20 protein-coding genes are annotated in these 22,067 nt (G+C 73.7%); 10 read left to right on the top strand and 10 right to left on the bottom strand.

The genetic code is table 11. From position 1 onward, the window contains the following. Nucleotides 1–4 precede the first annotated feature (4 nt). Complete coding sequence (locus tag CLV35_RS16050; protein WP_121194511.1) at nt 5–481, top strand: RrF2 family transcriptional regulator; 477 nt, start codon at nt 5–7, stop codon at nt 479–481. Nucleotides 482–509: 28 nt separating this feature from the next. Here the strand turns inward: CLV35_RS16050 and CLV35_RS16045 are convergent, their stop codons facing one another. The 6 genes from CLV35_RS16045 to CLV35_RS16020 all read right to left on the bottom strand — a co-directional run bounded on the left by CLV35_RS16045 (nt 510) and on the right by CLV35_RS16020 (nt 7,781). Beyond that, nucleotides 510–2,537: a hypothetical protein gene (locus tag CLV35_RS16045; protein ID WP_121194510.1), complete on the bottom strand. Its 2,028-nt coding sequence runs from the start codon at nt 2,535–2,537 to the stop codon at nt 510–512. Beyond that, on the bottom strand, nt 2,534–3,601 hold the full coding sequence (locus CLV35_RS16040) for a glycoside hydrolase family 130 protein (protein ID WP_121194509.1): 1,068 nt from the start codon (nt 3,599–3,601) through the stop codon (nt 2,534–2,536). Before CLV35_RS16040 ends, CLV35_RS16045 begins: the two co-directional genes overlap by 4 nt. Before the next feature lie 3 nt (nt 3,602–3,604). Further along, on the bottom strand, nt 3,605–4,360 hold the full coding sequence (locus CLV35_RS16035) for a carbohydrate ABC transporter permease (protein WP_121194604.1): 756 nt from the start codon (nt 4,358–4,360) through the stop codon (nt 3,605–3,607). Between the two features lie 89 nt (nt 4,361–4,449). After that, nucleotides 4,450–5,415: a carbohydrate ABC transporter permease gene (locus CLV35_RS16030; protein WP_121194508.1), complete on the bottom strand. Its 966-nt coding sequence runs from the start codon at nt 5,413–5,415 to the stop codon at nt 4,450–4,452. A gap of 9 nt (nt 5,416–5,424) precedes the next feature. After that, nucleotides 5,425–6,720: an extracellular solute-binding protein gene (locus CLV35_RS16025; protein WP_121194507.1), complete on the bottom strand. Its 1,296-nt coding sequence runs from the start codon at nt 6,718–6,720 to the stop codon at nt 5,425–5,427. Between the two features lie 38 nt (nt 6,721–6,758). Further along, nucleotides 6,759–7,781: a LacI family DNA-binding transcriptional regulator gene (locus tag CLV35_RS16020; RefSeq protein WP_121194506.1), complete on the bottom strand. Its 1,023-nt coding sequence runs from the start codon at nt 7,779–7,781 to the stop codon at nt 6,759–6,761. Between the two features lie 124 nt (nt 7,782–7,905). Here CLV35_RS16020 and CLV35_RS16015 point away from each other — a divergent pair, with 124 nt between their 5' ends. From CLV35_RS16015 to CLV35_RS15980, 8 genes are all read left to right on the top strand, one after another. After that, on the top strand, nt 7,906–8,865 hold the full coding sequence (locus CLV35_RS16015) for a lysylphosphatidylglycerol synthase domain-containing protein (protein WP_183062031.1): 960 nt from the start codon (nt 7,906–7,908) through the stop codon (nt 8,863–8,865). Nucleotides 8,866–8,947: 82 nt separating this feature from the next. Then, nucleotides 8,948–10,075: a mannose-1-phosphate guanylyltransferase gene (manB, locus tag CLV35_RS16010; RefSeq protein WP_121194603.1), complete on the top strand. Its 1,128-nt coding sequence runs from the start codon at nt 8,948–8,950 to the stop codon at nt 10,073–10,075. Between the two features lie 53 nt (nt 10,076–10,128). Further along, nucleotides 10,129–11,082, top strand: coding sequence for a DNA-3-methyladenine glycosylase family protein (locus CLV35_RS16005; protein WP_121194504.1), 954 nt, complete (start codon nt 10,129–10,131; stop codon nt 11,080–11,082). Nucleotides 11,083–11,617: 535 nt separating this feature from the next. Beyond that, entirely contained in the window at nt 11,618–13,000 is a 1,383-nt protein-coding gene (locus tag CLV35_RS16000; RefSeq protein ID WP_121194503.1) for an ABC transporter substrate-binding protein, read from the top strand. A gap of 119 nt (nt 13,001–13,119) precedes the next feature. Next, a complete protein-coding gene (locus tag CLV35_RS15995; RefSeq protein ID WP_121194502.1) occupies nt 13,120–14,124 on the top strand; it encodes a carbohydrate ABC transporter permease in 1,005 nt (334 codons plus the stop codon). After that, nucleotides 14,121–15,023: a carbohydrate ABC transporter permease gene (locus CLV35_RS15990; RefSeq protein ID WP_121194501.1), complete on the top strand. Its 903-nt coding sequence runs from the start codon at nt 14,121–14,123 to the stop codon at nt 15,021–15,023. Before CLV35_RS15995 ends, CLV35_RS15990 begins: the two co-directional genes overlap by 4 nt. Beyond that, complete coding sequence (locus CLV35_RS15985; protein WP_121194500.1) at nt 15,020–16,456, top strand: GH1 family beta-glucosidase; 1,437 nt, start codon at nt 15,020–15,022, stop codon at nt 16,454–16,456. Before CLV35_RS15990 ends, CLV35_RS15985 begins: the two co-directional genes overlap by 4 nt. Before the next feature lie 127 nt (nt 16,457–16,583). Next, on the top strand, nt 16,584–17,132 hold the full coding sequence (locus tag CLV35_RS15980) for a DUF732 domain-containing protein (RefSeq protein WP_121194499.1): 549 nt from the start codon (nt 16,584–16,586) through the stop codon (nt 17,130–17,132). 24 nt (nt 17,133–17,156) lie between these two features. Here the strand turns inward: CLV35_RS15980 and CLV35_RS15975 are convergent, their stop codons facing one another. The 4 genes from CLV35_RS15975 to CLV35_RS15960 form a co-directional block, all read right to left on the bottom strand. Continuing rightward, nucleotides 17,157–18,176, bottom strand: a complete 1,020-nt coding sequence (locus CLV35_RS15975) for a LacI family DNA-binding transcriptional regulator (protein WP_121194498.1) — start codon at nt 18,174–18,176, stop codon at nt 17,157–17,159. Continuing rightward, the gene (locus CLV35_RS15970) at nt 18,173–19,498 is read right to left on the bottom strand and encodes a coenzyme F420-0:L-glutamate ligase (protein ID WP_121194497.1); all 1,326 of its coding nucleotides are present in this window, start codon (nt 19,496–19,498) and stop codon (nt 18,173–18,175) included. The genes CLV35_RS15975 and CLV35_RS15970 overlap by 4 nt, the downstream gene beginning before the upstream one ends. Further along, nucleotides 19,495–20,487, bottom strand: a complete 993-nt coding sequence (cofD, locus tag CLV35_RS15965) for a 2-phospho-L-lactate transferase (protein WP_121194496.1) — start codon at nt 20,485–20,487, stop codon at nt 19,495–19,497. The genes CLV35_RS15970 and cofD overlap by 4 nt, the downstream gene beginning before the upstream one ends. 76 nt (nt 20,488–20,563) lie before the next feature. After that, on the bottom strand, nt 20,564–21,484 hold the full coding sequence (locus CLV35_RS15960; RefSeq protein ID WP_121194495.1) for a sensor domain-containing diguanylate cyclase: 921 nt from the start codon (nt 21,482–21,484) through the stop codon (nt 20,564–20,566). A 308-nt stretch (nt 21,485–21,792) separates the two neighbouring features. Here CLV35_RS15960 and CLV35_RS15955 point away from each other — a divergent pair, with 308 nt between their 5' ends. After that, complete coding sequence (locus CLV35_RS15955) at nt 21,793–22,056, top strand: WhiB family transcriptional regulator (protein ID WP_407938220.1); 264 nt, start codon at nt 21,793–21,795, stop codon at nt 22,054–22,056. The last annotated feature ends 11 nt before the right edge of the window (nt 22,057–22,067 follow it).

Genomic DNA, 22,067 nt, shown 5'->3' with positions numbered 1-22,067 from the left:
TCCCGTGCGCATCACTGCCAAAGCCGACTACGCCGTGCGAGCCGCGGCCCACCTGGCCGCTGCCGAGCCGGGCGTCTGGGTGAAGGCCGACGCCATCGCGGCGGCGCAGCGCGTCCCCAACGCCTTCCTCTTGACCATCCTCGCCGTGCTGCGCGACGGCGGCATCGTCGAGAGCCGGCGCGGGCTCGAGGGCGGCTACCGGCTCGCGCACGCGCCCAAGGACCTCGTCGTCGCCGACATCATCCGCGCCATCGACGGCCCGCTCGCCAGCATCAGCGGCAAGTTCGTCGAGGAGATGGAGTACGACGGCGCTGCGACCCACCTGCGCGAGACGTGGGTCGCCCTGAGGGCCGCCATCCGCGGCGTGCTGGAGCAGGTCACCCTCGAGGCGCTGGTGAGCGGTGACATGCCCGAGCACGTGCAGGACCTGCTCGCTGACAAGGAGAACTGGACGACCCGGCCGCCGGGCCTGCGCGCCTGAGAGCGGCGCGCAGGCCCGGGCGGCGGGCTCAGCCCTGAGACTCCACCGTCGTGAAGCCGCCGGGTGCCACGGTCACGGACCCGCCGGCCGCCACGCCCGTGCGCGACACCAGGGCGCCGCGGGAGTCGTACGCGGTGGCGACCGCCGCGACCGCCAGCCCGCTCGGCACGGTGCGGGGAGCGCTCGCCGAGCTGCGCAGGAGGCGCAGCACAGGCGTACCTGCCGCCCCGAGGGTCAGCGACGAGACCACGGGGCTCACGACCAGCGCGTCGAGGGACGACGTGCCGGTCGTCGCGGTGACCGACAGCGTGGTCGCCCCCGCGCCCACCGTCCGCGGCAGCGGCACCGGCAGCAGCGCACCCGGTGCCGCGGTGATGCCCTGGGCGCCGACGCCGCGGGTGGACGTGCGTCCCAGCCAGTCGCCGTCGGCACGCCAGCGCAGGGTCTGCCGCCCGCTCACCGGCAGGTCCAGGACCGGCTCGACCGTCCGCTCGCCCGACCCGGCAGGCAGGGCCCACTGCACCGTGCCCCCGACCGGGAGAGTGGCGTAGGCGCCGCCGCTGACCTGCGACTCGCCGGTCCACGGGCTGGCGACCGTCGTCGCGGTCGCGCCGCCGCCGAGCACGCCCGACTCGCCCTCGAACTGGAAGCCGCCGTCGCGGGCGAGGACCTGCGTGAGCCGCAGCGCCCGCGCCTTGACCGCCGGCGCGCCGTCGAGCGCGACCATGGCCAGCACGCCGTGGATCGTGGACTCGGCGCCGGAGTTGCGGTTGATGCCGCCGTCGGGCGCGAGACCGTCGAAGGTGACGCCGGTGGCCGGGTCGTACATCGCCTGACCGGCCCGGTTGGCGCCGAAGAACCACGCGGCGTCCACGGCCGCGAGATCGCGAAGGCCTGGTGCGCCCGCCGCCGCACCGACCGAGAGCAGGGACTCCAGCCGCGAGTCGACGCCGTAGGCGATCTGCGAGGTGTCGATGCGCGTCGGGAGCAGCGCGTTGTCGGCGCCGTCGTCGATGAGCTGCTTGGGCGTGAAGCCCGCCATGTCGCCCACGGCGGCCGGGAGCAGCGACGGGTCGTGCAGCGCCGTCGCTGCGGCCGCCAGCGCCGCCGGCTGCTGCGACGCCCAGGCGTGCCAGTCCGACCGCGACTGCGCCCACGGCAGGATCGCGCCGTAGGGCCACTGCCGCGTGCTGCCGGCAGCCATGGCGGCGACGCCTTCGGCCAGTTGCCGGGTCGCCGTGGCCGCCCGCCGGTGCACCGCGTCGTCGCGCCGGTCGGCCGCCACGAAGGCAGCGAGTCCGAGCACCGCCTCCGCGCTCGCGTCGCTGCCGTCGACGACGAGCCAGGCGGGCACGCGTACGCCGTCGGCCACCTGCCACTGGCCGTAGCGGGTGAGCACCTGGCGCTCCAGCGCGCCGAGCGCGAGGTCGAGCCGCCCGCGCAGGAAGCCGGCGAACGCCGGGTCGGTGGTGCGGAAGGCCGCGTAGCCCTCGCCCAGCGCCCACGCCGAGCGCGCCAGCCAGTAGGACGCGCCGGAGTCCGAGGGGTCGGGCAGCTCGACCGGCGTCGGGCTGGGGTTCAACGTCCCGTCGGGCTGCATCCACAGCACGACGTTGCCGCGGTTCGGGCCGGTCGTGGTCTGCATGAATGTCAGACCGCGCAGCAGCTCGCGGGCAGCCTGGCCGCTGTGCGCGTCGTGGTGCTGGCGCCAGTAGCGCAGGTAGGCCACCGACGCGCGTGCGATGTCGTCGGAGTTGTAGGCACCCTGGCTCCACGTGCCGGTCGCCGGGTCGTACGGTCCACCGCCTACCAGTCGCCAGCCACCGCCGGCCGCGGGTTCCGCGTAGGTCCACAGCACGCCGATCGACGGCTCCTGCGCCAGCCGGTAGGTCGTGTGACCCGCCGCCGCCGGCGGCACGAGCGAGGTGGCGAGCTCGTCGAGGTGCGCCAGGTTCGCCAGCTGGGGCGGCGGCGCCGCCTGTGCCGGCTCGACCGACGTCGTGGCCACGGCTCCGGCCACGAGGACCGGAGCGAGCAGCAGTGCGAGGGCCTTCATCGCCGGTCCAGCCGCGCGACACCGATCTTGCTGTCGGCCATGCCGTAGAACACGTAGCGCTGGCCGTCCACCTCCTCGACCGCAGTCGGGAACACCACGTTGGGCACGGTTCCGCTCCGTTCGTCGTCGGTCTCTGGTGCGAGGATGGGCTCGGTGGTGCGCGTGAGGACGCGTGAGGGGTCCGCCGGGTCGAGCAGCATCGCGCCGGCGGCGTACTCGACCTTCTGCAGCGTGGGGTCGAAGCCCGGCGGGACGTAGCCCGTGACCCCGTGGTGGATCAGCAGCCAGCCCTCGTCGACGCGGAAGGGCGCCGGGCCGGCGCCGATCTTGAGCTCCTCGAAGGGGTGCTCCGCCAGCGCGACCAGCCGGTGCTGGCGCAGGTGCACCAGCGCGGTGACGTCCCGCTCGACCTCGTCGGCAGGCACGTAGGAGATCCAGATGCCCGGCCGCTCGTCGGTGACCCCGGCGGGCAGGTGGACGGTCTCCCCGGGCCGGAACCAGCCGAGGTCCCACATCGGCCGGTGGATCATGGCGTAGCTGCGCGTGCCGTCGGGCGCCGGCACGGGCTCGGGGAAGAACACCGCGTCCTTGTTGGGGAACAGGTTGAGGTCGGTGTCGAGGTCGGGCTGGTAGCCGAAGTGTGCCGGGCCGAGGCGCCGCCACGTACGCAGGTCGCTGGACACGGCCATCGCGAGGCGCGGACCCAGGGGCCCGTAGGCGACGTAGGTCATCAGGTGCTGCCCGAGGGCCGGCACCCACGTCGTGCGCGGGTCCTCGACGCCGGCGTTGTTGGCGCCGCGCTCCCAGCCCTCGTCGGGCGCGAGGACGACGCCCTCGCGCTCGACGCCGACCGGTACGCCGGAGTCGAGGACCACGCGCGCGAGCCCCACGCGCGAGACGTTGCCCTTGGCGACGAGGCGGGGGAGCAGGTAGAGCGTGCCGTCCGGGGTGCGGCCGCTGGCGGGGTTGAGGACTCCCTCGGCCTCGATGTCGGAGCCCGGCTCGGGCGACATGACGACGCCGAGCCGGGTCAGCGTGTAGTCCAGCGTGTCGGTGGAGGTCATGAGTCAGCCCTTCACGCCCGAGCCGAGCTCGGTCGAGACGAAGTGGCGCTGGAACAGGACGAAGAGCACCACCGCGGGAGCCGCCAGCACCACGGCCCCCGCGAGGATCGCGCCGAACGGGTTGTCGGCCGAGGCAGCGACGCTGCTGATGTAGTTGGCGAGCGAGACCGCGAGCGGCTGCATCTCGGCCTTCTTCGTCACGAGGAACGGCCACAGGAACTCGTTCCACGGGCCGATGAAGGTGAGCAGCGCTGCGGTCAGCAGCGCCGGGCGCACGAGCGGCACAGCGACCGTACGCAGCACCCGCCACTCGCCGGCACCGTCGATCCGTGCAGCGTCGAAGAGCTCGCGCGGCAGCTGCAGGAAGTACTGCCTGAAGACGAACACCGCCGTGGAGTTGATCGTGTAGGGCAGGATGATGCCCAGGTAGTTGTCGGCGAGGCCGTAGCCGCGCACGATCATCACGTAGAGCGGGATCATCAGCAGCTGGAAGGGCACGACCTGCACCAGCAGGACCAGGCCGAAGGCGAGCCCCCTGCCGGGGAACTTCAGCTGTGCCAGTGCATAGCCGGCCAGGACGCCGAAGACCATCGTGCACACCAGCACCGCACCGGTGAAGACCACCGAGTTGAGCAGGCTGCGCACGAGGTGGATGCGCCCGTTGACGACCGAGAAGTTGTGCAGGGTCAGGTTGCCTGGGTGGGGCAGTGCCCCGAGCAGCGAGCTGTCCCGCTTCTCCTGCAGGGCACCGACGATCATGTAGTAGAAGGGGAAGAGGAAGACGATCGCCCCGATGACGAGCGGGACGAGCCGCCAGGTGAGGGCAGAGCGGGAGGTCTTCACCGTGCTCACTTCCGTTCGAGGACGAGTCGCTGGACGCCGGCGATGAGCATCACCAGCAGGACGAGCAGCACGCCGATGGCTGCCGCCACGTCGGGCTTGGACTGCTCGATGCCGCGCTGGTACATCAGCAGCACCGGGGAGGTCGACGAGCCGTTGGGCCCGCCGCCGCCGGTCAGCAGGTAGGGCTCGGTGAAGAGGTTCCCGCCGGTGATGGTGGAGAGCACGACCACGAGCGTGGTGGCGGGACGCACGCTGGGGATCGTGATGGAACGGAACATCCGCAGCTTCGACGCCCCGTCGACCGCAGCAGCCTCGTAGAGGTCCTTGGGCACGTTCTGCAGAGCCGCCAGGTAGAGCAGGATGAAGAAGCCGAGCTGCTTCCACGTCACGAACAGCGCGATGGACGGCATGGCCAGGTGCGAGTTCGTGAGCCACGACGGGTCGGGAGCGAGCGGCCCAAGCACCTTGTTGACGATCCCGTCCTCGGAGAAGAGGAAGAGCCACACGCCGACGATGGCGATGCTCGCCGTGACGTAGGGCAGGTAGAAGCTGGTGCGGAAGGCGGTGCGGAACGGGATCGCCGCGTTCAGCGATGCGGCCAGCACGAGCGACAGCACGACTGTGAGCGGCACGTTAATGACCAGGAACACCAGCACGTGCCCGAAGGCGCTGCGCACGGCCGGGTCCTGCAGCGCCGTCTTGTAGTTGTCCAGGCCGACCCACGGTCGGTCGACAGAAGCGCCCGGGGCGGCGAAGAAGTAGTCGTGCAGCGAGATCCAGACGGCGAAGCCGAGCGGGAAGGCGAAGACGACCGCGACGAAGGCGAGGTAGGGCAGGGCGAACAGCGTACCGATCGGCTGGTTCTCGGCGCTCGAGCGCCAGGGGACATAGCGGTGCGTCCGGCCGGCCGCGGGCGAGGCGCCGACCGGCGCCTCGGCCGCGGGCGGCTCGGTGGGCAGGAGCTGCGACATGGCCGGCTCCTACGACTGCTTGGCGATGTCGTCGATCTTGGCCGCCACGTCGGAGAACGCCTTGTCGATCGGCGTCTTGCCGAAGATGACCGACTGGGACCACGCGTCACGGAAGTCCTGCCACGCCGTGGTCGAGTCGACGAGGTTGGGCACCTCGACCGTGCGCGCCGCCTGCGAGGCGAAGGAGGTGTAGTCGGGGTTGGCCTTGAAGTAGTCGGCGTAGGTGGTGGTCAGGTCCTTGCGCAGCGGCATCTGCCCCGTCATCTCGAGCAGCTTGCCGTCCTGCTCCTGGCTCGTCGCGAACTTCGCGAACTCCCACGCGGTCTGCCGGTTCTTGCAGGCGGTGTAGATGGCGATGTTCTTCGCGTCGGAGAAGGTGTGGACCTGGTCGGCCGGCATCGTGGTCGGGGTGGGCACCGTGACGGCTCCCCACTTCACCTTGTCCTTGTAGGCCGCGATCGCCCAGGGCCCGGCGATCGCCATGGCGGCCTTGCCCTCGGCGAAGCTGTCGCCGTTGTACTTCTCCCTCGGCGAGAGGCCCTCGTCGTACATCGTCTTCCAGAACTGGGCGACGCCCTTGCCCTCGGGCGAGTTGAACGTCGACTTCCCGTCCTCGACGAGCTGCTTGCCGCCCGTCGCGGCGGCGTACAGCGGGTAGAAGTCGAACCAGGGCTGGAAGAACTCGCTCGACGGTGCCGGCCAGATGGCCGCCTGCACGCCGCCCTTCGACTTCAGCGTGCGCGAGGTGGCGAGGAAGTCGTCGTAGGTGCTGAGCGCCGGCTTCTCCGGGTCGAGGCCCGCCTTGGCGAAGATGGTCTTGTTGTAGAAGATCAGCACGGGGTTGGACTTCCACGGCAGCTGGTAGAGCTTGCCGTCGGCGCTCTTGTACTGGTCGACCAGGTCGCCGGAGCGGGCCGTCGCGTAGGAGACCCCGTCGGAGAAGTCGTCGAGCGGGACGAGGCCGCCCTGCTTCTGGAACTGCGCCACCGCGGCGGGCGCGGTGTTGAGCACGAGGCACGGGGCGTTGCCGGCCGTGATGGCGGCCCCGATGACCTCCTCGGAGCTCTTGCCGGCGGGGATCTCCTGGCCCGTGACCTTCTGGTCGGCGTGCGCGGTGTTCCACGCGTCGACCGCGGCCTTGCCCCAGGCGACCTCCTGCTCGTTGTTGCTGTACCAGATGGTGATCGGGCCGGTCTTGGCGCTGGCTCCGCCGCTTCCGCCGCTGTCCCCGCTGCCGCCGCCGCAGGCTGCGACGACGGGCAGGAGGGCCAGGCAGGCCAGGGCTGATCGGACGGATCGCTTCATTGCGGCTCCTCGGGGTGGGGGAAGGTGCAGGGTCGTCGTCAGCGGGTCGGTGCGGGTCCCGTCGAGCCACGGACGACGAGGGTCGCCGGTGGCAGCAGCACGTCGTCTGCGGCGTGGTGCTCGAGGTAGGTGAGCAGGGTCTGCGCCGCCTGCGCGCCCCAGGCGAGCGCGTCGACGGAGACAGTGGTCAGGGGTGGGTGGACGTGGGCGGCCAGCAGCGTGTCGTCGTAGCCGACGACCGAGAGCTCGTCGGGCACCTTGACGCCCAGCTCGGCAGCGACGGCGAGGCCGGCGATCGCCATGACGTCGTTGGCGTAGACGACGGCGGTGGGCGGGTCCGCGAGCGCCAGCAGCTCGCGGGTCGCGCGGGCGCCGCCCTCGGCGGAGAAGTCGCAGACCACGACCGGGCCGGGGGGTACGCAGGCCTCGGCCAGCGCGCTCTCCCACCCCGCGCGCCGGCGGGCGGCGTGCGCGAACTCGTCGGGCCCGGCGACGTGCGCGACCCGGCGGTGGCCGAGGGCGAGCAGGTGCTCCACCGCCCGCCGGATGCCGCTCTCGCTGTCGGAGCAGACGGCGGGGAAGGAGCTGGGGGAGTCGGGCTTGTTGAGGGTGACGGCCGGCAGGCCGAGCGACTCGAGCAGCTGCACGCGGGGCTCGTGGACCCGCAGGTCGAGCAGGAAGACGCCGTCGACCCGGCCGTCGGACACGAGGCGGCGGTAGCCCTCGGCCTCCGCCTCGAGGTCGGGCACGACCTGGAGCACCAGGGCCTGGCCGCGCTGCGAGAGGACGGTCTCGACACCCGCGATGAACGCGGGGAAGAACGGGTCGGCGCCGAGCAGCTCGGGCGGCCGGGCCAGCACGAGGCCGAGGGCGAGGGCGCGCGAGGTCGACAGGGCGCGGGCTCGTGAGCTCGGCCGCCAGCCGAGCTCGTCGGCGACCTCGAGGATGCGGGCACGGGTGTCGTCGGCGAGGCCGGGCCGGTCGTTGAGGGCGAACGACACCGCGCCCTTGCTGACTCCCGCCTGGGCGGCGACGTCGGCGATGGTGACCCGCTTGCCCACGGCTCGCACCTCCTCGTGCCGAACCCGGCCCGCTGCAGGACCGATGTCGGTAATAAAGCGGTTTAGTGGACACCTGTCAAGCGTGCGGCGGGCCCGGGGCGGGCGCTGGCCTAGGCTGCCGCGAGTGCCCCGCCCCCGGTCCGTGCTCACCGCGGGCCGAGCCCTGCTCGGCTCCCGCGCCCTGCGCTGGGCGTTCGTGGCGGCGGTGCTGCTCAGCGCGGCCTGGTGGGTCGTCGCCCACCGCGGCGAGCTCGGCGACGCGCTCTCCCGGCTCTCGGTGGCCGGCACGGCGGGAGCCTTCGCCGCCGTGCTCGTGGGCCTGGTCGGCAGCATGCTGGCCTACCGCGCGCTGCTCGCCGACCTCGGCTCGCCCCTGCCCGCGACCGTCGCCGCGCGCATCTTCTTCCTGGGGCAGCTCGGCAAGTACCTGCCCGGGTCGCTCTGGCCGGTCGTCGCCCAGATGGAGATGGGCAAGGAGGCCGGCGTGCCGCGCCAGCGCTCGGTCGCGGCGATCACGCTGACGATCCTCATCTACCTCGGCGCGGGCATCCTGGTCGGCGGAGTCGCGCTGCCCTTCTCCTCCGACGCCGCCGGCGGCTGGCGCTGGCTGGTGCTGCTCGCCCCGGCGCTGCTCGGGGCGCTGCACCCCCGGATCCTCAACCCGGTCTTCGTCCGCCTGAGCACCCTGGCGCGCCGACCGCTCCCGGAGCGGGCGTTCTCCGCCCGCGGCGTGCTGACCGCCTTCGGCTGGTCGCTGCTCTCGTGGGCGGCCTTCGGGGTGCAGGTGGCACTGGTGGCGCACGACATCGGCGCGTCGGGCGCCCGTACGCTGCCGCTCGCCGTCGGCGGCTTCGCCCTGGCCTGGTCGGCCGGCTTCCTGGTGGTCTTCCTGCCGGCCGGCGGCGGGGTGCGCGAGGTGGTCCTCGCCGCGCTGCTGTCCCCGGTGCTGGCCAAGGGCGGGCCGGCCGCGGTGTCGGTGGTGGCACGGCTGCTGATGACCGCCGGCGACGTGCTCACCGCCGGCGTCGCGGCACTCGCGTGGCGCCGCAGCGCCGCGCGCACGGGGCGCGACCTCCCGGAGTGATGGGCACGGCGGCGCCCGAGCCGGTACCGTGGGGCTGCGTACCAGCGACGACGCCGGCGCATCCGACCCGATGCCCACCACGATGACCGTCGCCGCGCGTCCCTACGCGGCAGGACCCCCGGGAGCCCCGACCGTGCTCGAAGCGATCCTCCTCGTCGGCGGCAAGGGCACGCGCCTGCGCCCGCTCACGCTCAGCTGCGCGAAGCCCATGGTGCCGACCGCCGGCGTGCCGTTCCTCACCCACCAGCTCGCGCGTGCGGCGGCGGCCGGCGTCACCCACGTGGTGCTCGCCACCTCATACCGCGCCGAGACGTTCTCCGCCCACTTCGGCGACGGCTCCCAGCTCGGGCTGCGCATCGACTACGTCACCGAGACCGAGCCGCTGGGCACCGGCGGCGGCATCCGCAACGTCGCCGACCAGCTCGAGAGCGGCCCGGACGCCCCGGTGGTCATCCTCAACGGCGACGTCCTCAGCGGCCACGACCTCGCCGACCAGGTGCGCGTGCACGTGGAGAGCGGCGCCGACGTCACCCTGCACCTGACCGAGGTCGAGGACCCGCGGGCCTTCGGCTGCGTACCCGTCGACGAGAGCTCGCGCGTGCTCGAGTTCCTCGAGAAGACGCCCGACCCGCCGACCAACCGCATCAACGCCGGCTGCTACGTCTTCCGCCGCTCGCTGATCGACGCGATCCCCGCCGGCCGCCCGGTGTCGGTGGAGCGCGAGACCTTCCCCGGCCTGCTCGCCGACGGCGCGCACGTGCTCGGCTACGTCGACTCGGCCTACTGGCTCGACCTCGGCACGCCGGCCGCCTTCGTGCAGGGCTCGGCCGACCTGGTGCTCGGCCGCATCTCCTCGACCGCGCTGCCCGGCCCCACGGGCGAGTCGCTCGTGCTCGAGGGCGCCGACGTGGCCCCCGACGCGAAGCTCTCCGGCGGCACCGTCGTCGGGCGCGGGGCCGTGGTCGCCAGCGGCGCGCAGGTCGAGGCCAGCGTCCTGCTCGACGGCGCGGTCGTCGAGGCGGGCGCGGTCGTGCGCTCCTCGGTGGTCGGCGCCGGTGCGCGGATCGGGCACGACGCGGTGCTCGACGGCGTCGTCGTCGGCGACGGCGCCTCGGTCGGCCCCCGCAACGAGCTGCTCCACGGGCTGCGGGTGTGGGCCGGCACCGAGCTCGCCGAGGGCTCCGTGCGCTTCAGCAGCGACGCCGGCTGAGCACGCCAGGCCCTCTCGCCGCGCCGGGGCGCCGCGTCGCGCACCATGGAGGCATGAGCCCCGCCGTCGACGCCGTGCGCGGGCAGGCGCGCACCCGCGTGTGGGTGCCGGGCCGGCCGGTCTCGCTCGAGCACACCCTGGGCCCGATGCGCCGGGGGACCGGGGACCCCGCCCACGTCGTCGACGCGACCGGCGCCGCCTGGATCGCCCACCGCCAGCGCACCGGCCCCGCCACGCTGCGCCTCGAGCGCTGCGGCGGCGAGGTGCTCGCCACGGCGTGGGGGCCGGGCGCCGACGAGGCCCTCGACGGCGTGCCCGACCTGCTGGGCGGCACCGACCCGCACGACGGCTTCGCGCCCCGGCACCCCGTGCTCGTCGAGGCGCTGCGCCGGTTCCCCGGCTGGCGCGTACCCCGCTCCCGGCGGGTGCTCGAGGCGCTGGTCCCGGCGATCCTCGAGCAGAAGGTGACCTCGACCGAGGCGCGCCGCGCCTGGCGGGTGCTCCTGCACGGCTACGGCGAGCCGGCGCCCGGGCCCACGCCCGTGCCGATGCGGGTGCCGCCGACCGCGGAGCAGTGGCTGCGGGTGCCGTCGTGGGACTGGCACAAGGCCGGCGTCGACTCCAAGCGCTCGACCGCGGTGCTCGCCGCGGTGCGGGTCGCCGCCCGGCTCGAGGCCACGCTCGACGTGCCGCACGACGAGGCCGAGCGCGTGCTGCGCCTGGTGCCCGGCACCGGGCGCTGGACCGCGGCCGAGACGCTGCAGCGCTCGCACGGCGCCGCCGACTTCGTCTCGGTCGGCGACATCCACCTGTGCGGCATGGTCGGCTGGGCGCTGGCGGGCGAGCCCTGGGCCGACGACGAGCGCATGCTCGAGCTGGTCGCCGCCTACCCCGGGCACCGCTTCCGCGCCGTACGCCTGGTCGAGCTCTCGATCGGCGCCGGCCTCGTGCCGCCGCGCCCGCGCCGCGCGCCGAGGTACGCCGTGCGCGACTTCCGCGCCATGTGAGCTCACCGCTGGGCGGGCGGTGGCAGCGACGAGCTGAGCGGTAGCAACGGCCTCCCGACGGTAGCCAGGGAGCTACCGCTGGCGTGCTTCTGCTTCCGCTCGCTGGCAGGCGCTGCGCGGTGGCGGCGGGTGCGTCCGTGGTCGGCGGTACCTGGTACGGACCGGCGGCAGCAACGGGGCCCGGCGGTAACGAGGTCGAGCTGAGCGGTAGCAGAGACGGGCCGGCGGTAGCAACCAGGGTCCGGCGGCAGCAACGAGGGTCCGGCGGTAGCGACATCGAGCTGAGCGGTAGCAAAGACAGGCCGACGGCAGCCGGCGAGCCACCGCTGGGCTGCGGTTGCTACCGCTCACCGGTTCTGACCCTACGGCTGCGTACGCGTCGAAGCAGTTGCAGCCGCACGCGTGCCGTTATCGAACCGTTGCTTGACGAGAGAGCGCTCTCCCGGCATTGTCAGAGAGCGCTCTCTCGGGCGCTTCCCTGCGGCTCTCGACCCCCGCGCTGGCGGTCGCCGCTCCCTGGTTCTAGGAGGACTCGATGCAGGTTCCCACGCTCGCGGCCCGATGGCCCTCGAGGGTCGTGCTGACCGTCGCCGCCGCGTCGCTGCTGGCCGCGTGCGGCGGCAGCAGCGGCGGCGGCTCCGACACGGCCGCCGCCGGCAGCACCGCGGCGGCGGGCAGCAGCGCTGCAGCAGGCGGCAGCGCGGCTCCGGCCGCCGCTTCCGGCGAGAAGGTCACGCTGACCGTGCAGACCTTCGGCGGGTTCGACTTCGACACGACCGGCCTCTACGACGAGTACCAGAAGCTCCACCCCAACGTCACCATCAAGGCCAGCTCGATCCAGCAGGAGCAGAACTACTGGCCCGCGCTGCAGACCCACCTGCGCTCGGGCTCCGGTCTCGCCGACGTCCAGGGCATCGAGGTCGGCCGCATCGCCGACGTGACGCAGAACCAGGCCGACAAGTGGACCGACCTCAACACCCTCGGCGGCAAGGAGGCGGCCGCGAACTTCTTCGACTGGAAGGTCAAGCAGGCCAGCACTTCTGACGGCAAGCTGCTCGGCCTCGGCACCGACATCGGCCCGCAGGCCATCTGCTACCGCAAGGACCTCTTCGAGGCCGCCGGCCTCCCGAGCGACCGCGCTGCGGTCGCCGCGAAGATGAAGACCTGGGACGACTTCATCGCCCTCGGCAAGCAGTACACCGCCTCGAAGCCGAAGGCGCCCTTCGTCGACAGCGCCTCGAGCCTCTTCAACGCCATCACGAACCAGGGCGACACGAAGTTCTACGACGCGAGCGGCCAGCCGGTGTTCGACACCAACCCCGCGGTCAAGAAGGCCTGGGACTACGCGATCCAGGCCCACGACGCCAAGATGTCGGCCAAGCTGGCCCAGTTCAGTCCTCCGTGGACCACTGCGATCGGCAACGGCGGCTTCGCGACCGTCGCCTGCCCCGCCTGGATGATCAGCTTCATCGAGGGCCAGGGCAAGGACAAGGCCAAGGGCAAGTGGGACGTCGCTCCCGAGCCCAGCGGCAGCGGCAACTGGGGCGGCTCGTTCCTCGGCATCCCGGCTGCCAGCAAGCACAAGGAGGCCGCGATGGACTTCATCAAGTGGGTCACCGACGCCCAGCAGCAGGTCAAGCTCTTCACCGGCCCCGGCCACCACTTCCCCTCCAACAAGGTGGCTGCTGCTGACCCGGCCGTGAAGGGCGCGACCGACGCCTACTTCGGCGACGCCCCCATCGGCCAGATCTTCTCCGACGCCGCAGCCTCCATCCCGGTGCAGCCGAACGGCCCGAAGGACGGCGTGATCCAGGTCAACATCAACAACGGGATCCAGTCCATCGAGCAGCAGGGCAAGAACCCGGGGAAGGCGTGGGACGAGGCCGTCAAGACGACGAAGGACGCCCTCACCAAGTGACCTAGCGGCCGGCGACCACCCGCCGGCCGGACGGCCGCGCCGAGCAGAGAAGCCTGCGGCGTGCCAGAACCCTCTGGCACGCCGCAGGTTCTCGGCGCTTCGGGAAGGAACGCACCACCATGGCAGCCTCGACCTCCGTCGAGCCGCCGACCGCGGCAGGCCTGCGCCCGCGCCAGGCCCTGACCCTGCGGCAGCGGCTCTCGCGCGCCGACCGGACCATCACCGCGTACGGCTTCATCGCTCCGTTCTTCGTCGTGTTCATCGCCTTCGGGCTCTACCCGCTGCTCGACACCGCCTGGGTGTCGCTGCGCCACGAGGAGCTCACGTCCTCGGGCTCGAGCTGGGCCGGGTTCGACAACTTCTCCTACCTGTTCGGCAACGAGTACTTCCGCAAGGCCCTGTGGCACACCGTCACGATCGGCCTGCTCTCGACGGTCCCGCAGCTGCTCATGGCGCTCGGGCTCGCGCACCTGCTCAACCAGCGCATGCGCGGCCGCACGTTCTTCCGCGTCTTGATGCTCATGCCCTACGCCACCTCGGTCGCCGCGGCGGCCCTGGTGTTCGCGCAGCTGTTCGGCACCGACCACGGCCTCATCAACTGGGTCATCGGCCTGGTGGGCATCGACCCGATCGCGTGGGAGCCCGGCAGCTGGACCTCGCAGGTCGCGGTGTCCTCGATCGTCGTGTGGCGGTGGACCGGCTACAACGCACTCATCTACCTCGCGGCGATGCAGGCGGTGCCCGGTGAGCTGTTCGAGGCCGCCGCCATGGACGGCGCCAGCAAGTGGCAGCAGTTCCGCAACGTCACGCTGCCCAGCCTGCGCCCCACCATCGTCTTCACGGTGGTGGTGTCGTCGATCGGAGCCACGCAGCTCTTCGGCGAGCCGCTGCTCTTCTCCGCCGGCGCCGGCAACGCCAACGCGTTCGGCGGCAGCAGCCACCAGTACCAGACGCTCGGCCTGCTGATGTACCAGCAGGCCTTCACCGACGGCTCGCTCGGCCGCGCGGCCGCGACGGCCTGGACCATGTTCGTGATCATCGTCATCGTCACCGTCGTCAACTCGCTGCTCGTGAGCGGCAAGCTGCGCCTGCCCGGGCGCTCGCGGAAGGGAGCCCGCGCATGAGCGCCGTCCTCGACACCGTCCGTGAGGCGCCGGGGGCGCCGGCGCCGCGCCGGCGCACGAAGGGCCGCAGCGGCGCAGGTGACGTGCAGCGGGCCGGGTGGCCGACGTGCGTCGTGCTCACGGTCGTCGCCCTGGTCTCGGTCTACCCGCTCTACTGGGCGCTCGTCGGCGCATCGCGCAGCTCGGACCAGATCGCGCAGTCGCCGCCGCCGATGACCCCCGGCGGGCACCTGTGGGACAACCTCAAGACCGCGTGGGACCAGGGCAACCTCGGCAAGGCGCTGACGAACTCGCTCGTCGTCTCGAGCTGCATCGCGATCGGCACGGTGCTCTTCTGCACCATGGCCGGCTTCGCCTTCGCCAAGCTGCGCTTCCGGGGGAACTCGGCGCTGTTCGCCTTCACGATCGGCACGATGATGGTGCCGCCGCAGCTCGGCATCATCCCGCTGTACCTGCTGATGTCGAAGCTCGGCTTCACCAACCACATCATCTCGGTGATCCTGCCGACGCTCGTCACGGCGTTCGGGGTGTTCTTCATGCGGCAGTACGTCCTGCAGGCCGTGCCGACCGAGCTGCTCGAGGCCGGGTGGGTCGACGGCGCCAGCACGGCGCGGATCTTCTTCTCGATCGTGCTGCCGATCCTGCGCCCGGCGATGACCGTGCTCGGCATGCTGACCTTCCTCGCGGCGTGGAACGACTTCTTCTGGCCGGTGGTCACGCTCGGCTCCGACAACCCGACGGTGCAGGTCGCGCTCGCCAACATCGGCGTCTCCTACTTCACCGACTACTCGCTCGTCTTCGCGGGTGTCGTCGCCGGCACGCTTCCCGTTATCGTCGTGTTCGCTGTCCTGGGCCGCCAGATCGTGGGCGGCATCATGCAAGGCTCTCTCAAAGGATGATCCCCATGAGCACTCCCGCCGGTCCCGGCGCGCTCCAGTTCCCGCCCGGCTTCCTCTGGGGGACGGCGACCGCCTCCTACCAGATCGAGGGCGCCTTCGACGAGGACGGCCGCGGCCCCTCGATCTGGGACACCTTCAGCCACACCCCGGGCAAGGTGCAGGACGGCGACACCGGCGACGTGGCGGTCGACCACTACCACCGCTACCGCGACGACGTGGCGCTCATGGGCGAGCTGGGCGTGCACGCCTACCGCTTCTCGGTGGCCTGGCCGCGCATCGTCCCGGCCGCCTCGGGCGCGGTCGAGCAGCGCGGGCTCGACTTCTACAGCCGGCTGGTCGACGAGCTGCTCGGCAAGGGCATCGCCCCGGTCGCGACGCTCTACCACTGGGACCTGCCGCAGTGGCTCGAGGACGCCGACGGGTGGGGCAACCGGGACACGGCCTACCGCTTCGCCGAGTACGCGGCCGAGGTGGCCCGGGTGCTCGGCGACCGCGTGCACACCTGGACCACGCTCAACGAGCCGTGGTGCTCGGCGTTCCTCGGCTACGGCTCCGGCGTGCACGCCCCGGGGCGCACCGAGACCGAGACCTCGCTGCGCGCAGCCCACCACCTGAACCTGGCCCACGGACTCGCTCTCTCCGCGATCGCGCCGCACGTGAGCGCCGACTCGCAGAAGAGCGTGACGCTCAACCTGCACCACGTGCGCCCGGCCACCGACAGCCCGGCCGACATCGACGCCGCCCGCCGGGTCGACGCGGTCGCCAACCGGGTGTTCCTCGGCCCGATGCTCTCGGGGGAGTACCCCGCCGACCTGTTCGCCGACACCGAGGCGATCACCGACTGGGGCTTCGTGCAGGAGGGCGACCTTGCCGCCATCAGCGCGACGCCGGTGACCCTGCTGGGCATCAACTACTACAACCCGACGCTGGTGCGCGCCGCCGAGGGCGAGCGGGCTGCCGACGCCTTCGACGGCCACGGCAACGGCGCGGGCACCCCGTGGCCCGGCTGCGAGGGCGTCGAGTTCGTGCAGCAGCCCGGGCCCTACACCGCGATGGGCTGGCCGGTCGACGAGTCGGGCCTCTACGACCTGCTGCAGCGGGTGTCCAAGGACTACCCGTCGCTGCCGCTCGCGATCACCGAGAACGGCTCGGCCTGGGAGGACGAGGTCTCCGCCGACGGCGAGGTGCACGACCCGCAGCGGGTCGACTACCTCAGCCGCCACCTGAGCGCCGCCCACCGGGCGATCGCCGACGGCGTCGACCTGCGCGGCTACTTCGTCTGGTCGCTGCTCGACAACTTCGAGTGGGCCTACGGCTACTCGAAGCGGTTCGGCATCGTGCGCGTCGACTACGACACCCAGCAGCGCACGCCGAAGGACAGCTTCAAGCTCTACCAGCAGGTCGTGGCCCAGAACGCGCTGCCGCAGGCCTGACGGCGGCAGCCCCGGGGCCGCGGAGCCGGAAGGGGACGTCCGGCGCCGCCCGCGGCTCCTACGATGCGCGTGCCGCACCTGTGCGCAGGTGCGGCACGCGCATCGTCGTCCCCGTCGGAGGTGCCCCGTGAGCAGAGCAGCCGCGTACGCCTGTGGCGCGGTCCTCGGCGCCGTGCTGGCCGGGTGCGGCGGCAGCGACCCGGCCGCGCCCGCCGCGCCGGCGCCCAGCTCGCCGCCCGCCTCCGTGCCCGCGTCCCCGGCGCCACCCCCCTCCTCCTCCGCTCCGCGCGCGGCACCCTCCTCGACCCCGCCGGCAGCCCACTCGGCGACGCCCTCGCGCACCCAGCCGCCGCGTGCAGCCTCGCCCACCGCTCGCCCCAGCACAGCCCCCTCGGCGCCCACCGCCCTGTCGGGCACCGCGGCGTTCGTGGCCGTCGTGCGCGCCAAGGCCCCCGAGGTCGCCGCCGGGCGGCTCGACCGCGAGATCGCAGCGGTGGCCACCGACGCCTGCGACCTGCTCGCGTCGGGCAGCAGCGGCGACGAGGTCGTGGCGCGCACGCAGACGCTCGGCACCCTCGACGCGGAGGCCACCGACCAGGCGACGGCCCGCGAGCTGGTCAAGCTCGCCATCGACACCGTCTGCCTCGACCAGGCCCGCCGGGTCGACGAGTTCTGAGCCGGGCTGCTCGAGCGGGCCCGCTCAGGCCGACTCGCGCACCACCAGCCGGGTGGGCAGCAGCACCTGGCGCTCGCTCGCCTCGCCGCGGATCAGCTCGTCGAGGACGGTGACCATGCGGGCCACCCACTCCTCGATGTCCTGGTGGATCGTGGTGAGCGACGGCTCGGTCCAGCGGGCGATCTCGTCGTGGTCGTCGAAGCCGACGACGGCGACGTCGCGCGGCACCTGCTTGCCGGCCCGGCGCAGCACGCGCAGCGCCCCCGCGGCCATCAGGTCGCTGGCGGCGAAGATCGCGTCGAGGTCGGGGACGCGCTCGAGCAGCCGCTCGGTGGCGATCTCGCCGCTCTCCTGGGTGAAGGCGCCGTGCGCCACCAGGTCGGGGTCGACCGCGTCGTGGCCGCCCATCGCCTCGACGAAGCCCTCGAGCCGGTCGATGCCGGCGGTCATGTCGAGCGGGCCCGTGATGGTCGCGATGCGCCGGCGGCCCAGGCCGAGCAGGTGCTCGGTGGCCAGGCGCGCGCCGGCGCGGTTGTCCATGTCGACGAACCAGCTGCCGGCGTCGGTGTTCCAGGGCCGGCCGCCGACGACGACGGGGAGCCCGATGCGGGCGGCGAGCGCCGGCAGGTCGTCGACCCGGTGGAGCGAGAAGAGCAGCGCGCCGTCGACGTGGCCGGCCTCGAGGTAGCTCTCGACCCGCGTGTAGTCGGCCGGGTCGTGCGCCATGAGCAGCACCATCTGCAGCCCGCGCCGGGCGATCTCCCGCGACGCGGTGCGCACGATGCCGCCGAAGAACGGGTCGCTGAAGACGAAGGACGCGGACTCGCCGACGACCAGCGCGATCGCGTTGGAGCGGCGGGTGGCCAGGCTGCGCGCGGCCATGTTGGGCACGTAGCCGAGCTGGCGGATCGCCGCCTCGACCTTCTCGCGCAGGTCGGGCGCCACCCGCGGGGAGTCGTTGACGACGCGGGAGACGGTCGCGCGCGAGACCCCGGCCAGGCTCGCCACCTGCTCGAGGGTCGGGCGCGCGCCGTCCGGGGTCACCGGAGCACCACCAGCTCGTCGAGCGGGCGCTCGGGCCGGGCGGGGGGCGCGGCGGCGGGCACGCCCACGGCGACGGTCCCCATGGGCTCCCAGGAGGCGTCGAGGTCGAGCGCCGCACGGGCGGCGTCGGGGCAGAACAGCGCCGACGACACCCAGGCCGAGCCGAGCCCCTCGGCCGCGAGCGCCACGAGCAGCGCCTCGATGCCCGCCCCGGCGGCGAGCACGAACATCGAGCGCTCCGCGGCGCTGCGGCGCGCGTCGGGGTAGTCGTGCGCGCCGTCGGAGACCAGGCAGGGCACCACGAGCAGGGGAGCGCCGCGCAGGACGGCACCACGGCGTACGCGGCGGGCCACCTGCTCCCCGGAGAACCCGTCGACGCGCAGGTCGGCCTCCCAGGCCGCCTGCATCGCGTCGAGCAGCCGCGTGCGCGCGGCCGCGGTCTCGACGACCGCGAAGCGCCAGGGGACGGTGTGGTGCGGAGCGGGCGCGGTGACCGCCGCGGCGAGCGCGCGGCGCACCGCCTCGGGGTCGGGGGCCCCGGGCGCGAAGGACCGGACCGTACGCCGTGCACCGACCGCCGCGCGGGCACCCTGGGCGCGCGCCTCGGCGGTGCCCCAGCGGAAGAGGTCCTCGTCGGCCGGGCGGACCAGGGCCGCGGCGCCCGGGCCGTCGTCGTCGAGCAGCGCGTCGGCGCCCAGCCCGCGCACGACCGCGGCCGGCACGCCGGTGGCCTTGCCCTTGACCAGGTCGGCCGCGCCGGCGAGCTCGTCGCCGAGCGCCGGCAGGGTCACGTCGAGCACGCGCCCGGAGGAGTCGGTCGATCCGCGCAGGTCGTGCAGCGCCCGCACGCCGGCGGCGCCGACGGCGATGTCGGTCTGGCCCTGGCGCCAGGCGCGCCCGGCGGTGTCGGTGACGACGACGCCGAGGCGGTCGAGCCCCCGGCTTGCGCGCAGGGCGGCGCGCAGCGCACGGGCGGAGGCGTCGGGGTCGCTCGGCAGCAGCAGCACGGTGCCCGGCTCGACGTTGCTCTCGTCGACGCCCGCGGCGGCGAGCACCAGCCCGTGGCGGGTCTCGACGATGCGGGTGGGCCCGCGGCGGGCGACGACCCGCACGGTCTCGGCCGTCACCGCCTCGTCGCGGGTCACGCCGCGCAGGGCCCGGCCCTCGGCCTTGGCGACCACCTTGCTCGAGACGACCACCACGTCGCCCTCGGCGAGCTGCGGCAGCGCGGCGTCGAGCAGGGCGCCGAGGTCGTCGCCGGCGGCCACCTCGGGCAGGCCGGTCACCGGCAGCACGGTGACGGGCCCGGGCGGGGGCGTCACGCGCGCACGGCCTCGGCGAGCCGCAGCGCCTCGGCGGCGATGCGGGCGGTGGCCGGCACGTCGGTCATGAGCAGGGGGACCGCGCGGCAGGCGATGCCGGCCTGCTCGACGGGTGCGACGGCGTGGACGTCCGAGGTGTCGACGAGCCAGCCGTCGAGCAGCGACGCGCCGTAGTGGAGCGCGACCGCGCCGGCGTCGACCTCGACGCCCAGGGCAGGGAGCAGGCGGTCGGCCATGCCCCGCACGACGGCGCCCCCCACCAGCGGCGCGACGCCCACGACCGGCGCAGCGCTCGCCTCGAGGGCCGCGCGGACGCCGGGCACCGCCAGCACCGTGCCGATGGAGACGACGGGGTTGCTGGGCGGCAGCAGCACGACGTCGGCGGCGGCGACGGCCTCCAGCACGCCCGGCGCCGGCCGGGCCTGCTCGGCGCCGACCGCGACCACGTCGAGGGCGCGCGGCGCGGCGCGCAGCCCCACCCAGTACTCCTGGAAGTGCACCAGGCGCGGCGGTGCGCCGGCGGGGTCGTCGGGGTGCTGGACGAGCACGTGGGTCTCGACGGGGGAGTCGCTCATCGGGAGCAGGGTCACGCCGAGGCCGGGCAGGCCCCAGCGCGCGGCGATCGTCGCGGTCGCCTCCGACAGCGTCGCGCCGGAGGCGAGCAGCGAGGTGCGCGTGAGGTGCGTCGCGAGGTCGCGGTCGCCCAGGCCGAACCACGTCGGCAGCACGCCGTAGCCCGCGAGCTCGTCGCGCACGGTGAAGGTCTCGTCGGGCCGGCCCCAGCCCTTGGCCTCGTCGATGGCGCCCGCGAGGGTGTAGGTCACGGTGTCGAGGTCGGGGCAGACGCGCAGGCCCCACAGCGTGATGTCGTCGCCGGTGTTGCCGACGACGGTCACGTCGGCGGGCTCGCCGGCCTCGGCGAGCGCTGCCAGCAGGCCGCGGACGAACCGGGCACCGCCGGTGCCGCCGGCGGGGACGACGATGCGCACGGGCCCATCCTCTACGACGGCGGGCGCCGCCGGGCGCACGGGTGCCTCGCGGCGCGGTGCGCCGCGGCCCCCGCCGCTACGCCGTGGCCACCAGCCCGGCACCGCGGGAGCGGCGGGCGGCCTTCACCGCGTACATCTGCGCGTCGGCGGCGGAGAGCACCTGCTCGGGGACGTCGCCAGGGGTGCCGACCGCGGTGCCGACGCTCACGCCGACGCGCAGCTGGCGGCCGGCCACGACGAACGGGCGGCGCACGGCCGCCTCGACGCGGGTGGCGAGCGCCTTGACCTCCGGACGCCCCGCGCCCAGGCAGAGCACGACGAACTCGTCGCCGCCGAGCCGCGCGACGACGTCGTGGGAGCGCACCAGCCCGCGGACCCGTTCGGCGACCTCGACGAGCAGCGCGTCGCCGGCGGCGTGGCCGTAGGTGTCGTTGACGGCCTTGAAGCCGTCGAGGTCGCAGAAGAGCAGCCCGGCCCCCATGCCCCCGGACGCGTCGAGCGCGTCGAGCAGCGCCGCCTCGAACGAGGGCCGGTTCAGCAGGCCGGTGAGCGCGTCGGTCTCGGCGAGCCGGCGCAGCCGGGCCTCGGCCTGGCGCGCGTCGGTGACGTCGATGCCGACGCAGACCAGGTGGCGCAGCTCGCCGTCGGGCCCGCGCAGCGGTGAGTCGCTCCAGGCGACGCGCCGGCGGTGGCCGTCGGGGGCGAGGAAGGCGGTCTCGCGGGCGCCCGGCGTGCCGTTGGCCAGCGTCTGCTCGATGACCCGGGCGGCCTCGTGGCGGTCGTCCTCGGAGTCGAGCAGCTCCCAGGCGGGCCGCCCGAGGGCGTCGGACTCGGCGCAGCCGAGCGAGGCGAGGAACGCGCGGTTGGCGCGCACGACGAGGCCGGCGGCGTCGAGGACGAGGATGAGCGCGCCTGCGCCCTGGAGCGCGGCCGCGTCGAGGCAGTCCTCCGCGTGCGCGCTGCGCTGGTGCGGCAGCTGCGCCGTGGCGTCTCCCACCCGTTCCCCACCTCCTCGTGCGACGTCTGCGCAGCCCTATCGGCGGGCGAGGGCCGGGGGAGAGGGGTTCCGGCGGCCGAGTCCGGGCGACTCCCTAGCACCCCCCACCTTGACGGGAGGGGACCGACGCGCGTGTAATTCCAGGCATGTCATTCCGGCAGGCTGGGAACGACCGGCCGACCACCGAAGTTCCACTCAGCGTTGCCGGATGGACACAGCACGTGCCGGTCGAGGAGGCAACCATGCTGGAGGTACTCATGCACACGGACAACGACACCGACGTCGAGGTCGCCGTGCCCTTCCCGGGCGTGGGCGCCGACGTCATCGAGCTGCTCCCCGACGCCGTCGAGGAGGAGCTGCGCTGGCAGGAGCGCGCGCTGTGCGCCCAGACCGACCCCGAGGCGTTCTTCCCGGAGAAGGGCGGGAGCACCCGGGAGGCCAAGCGCGTGTGCCTCGGCTGCGACGTGCGCGCCGAGTGCCTCGAGTACGCCCTCGCCCAGGACGAGCGCTTCGGCATCTGGGGCGGGCTGTCCGAGCGGGAGCGCCGGCGGCTGCGCAAGCGCGCGGTCTGAGCGCCCCCGCG

Origin of the sequence: Motilibacter peucedani, from assembly GCF_003634695.1 — a bacterium.
Taxonomy (GTDB): Bacteria; Actinomycetota; Actinomycetes; order Motilibacterales; family Motilibacteraceae; genus Motilibacter; species Motilibacter peucedani.
The sequence above is the reverse complement of the archived record's forward strand: the minus strand, read 5'-3'. Positions and strand labels throughout refer to the sequence as shown.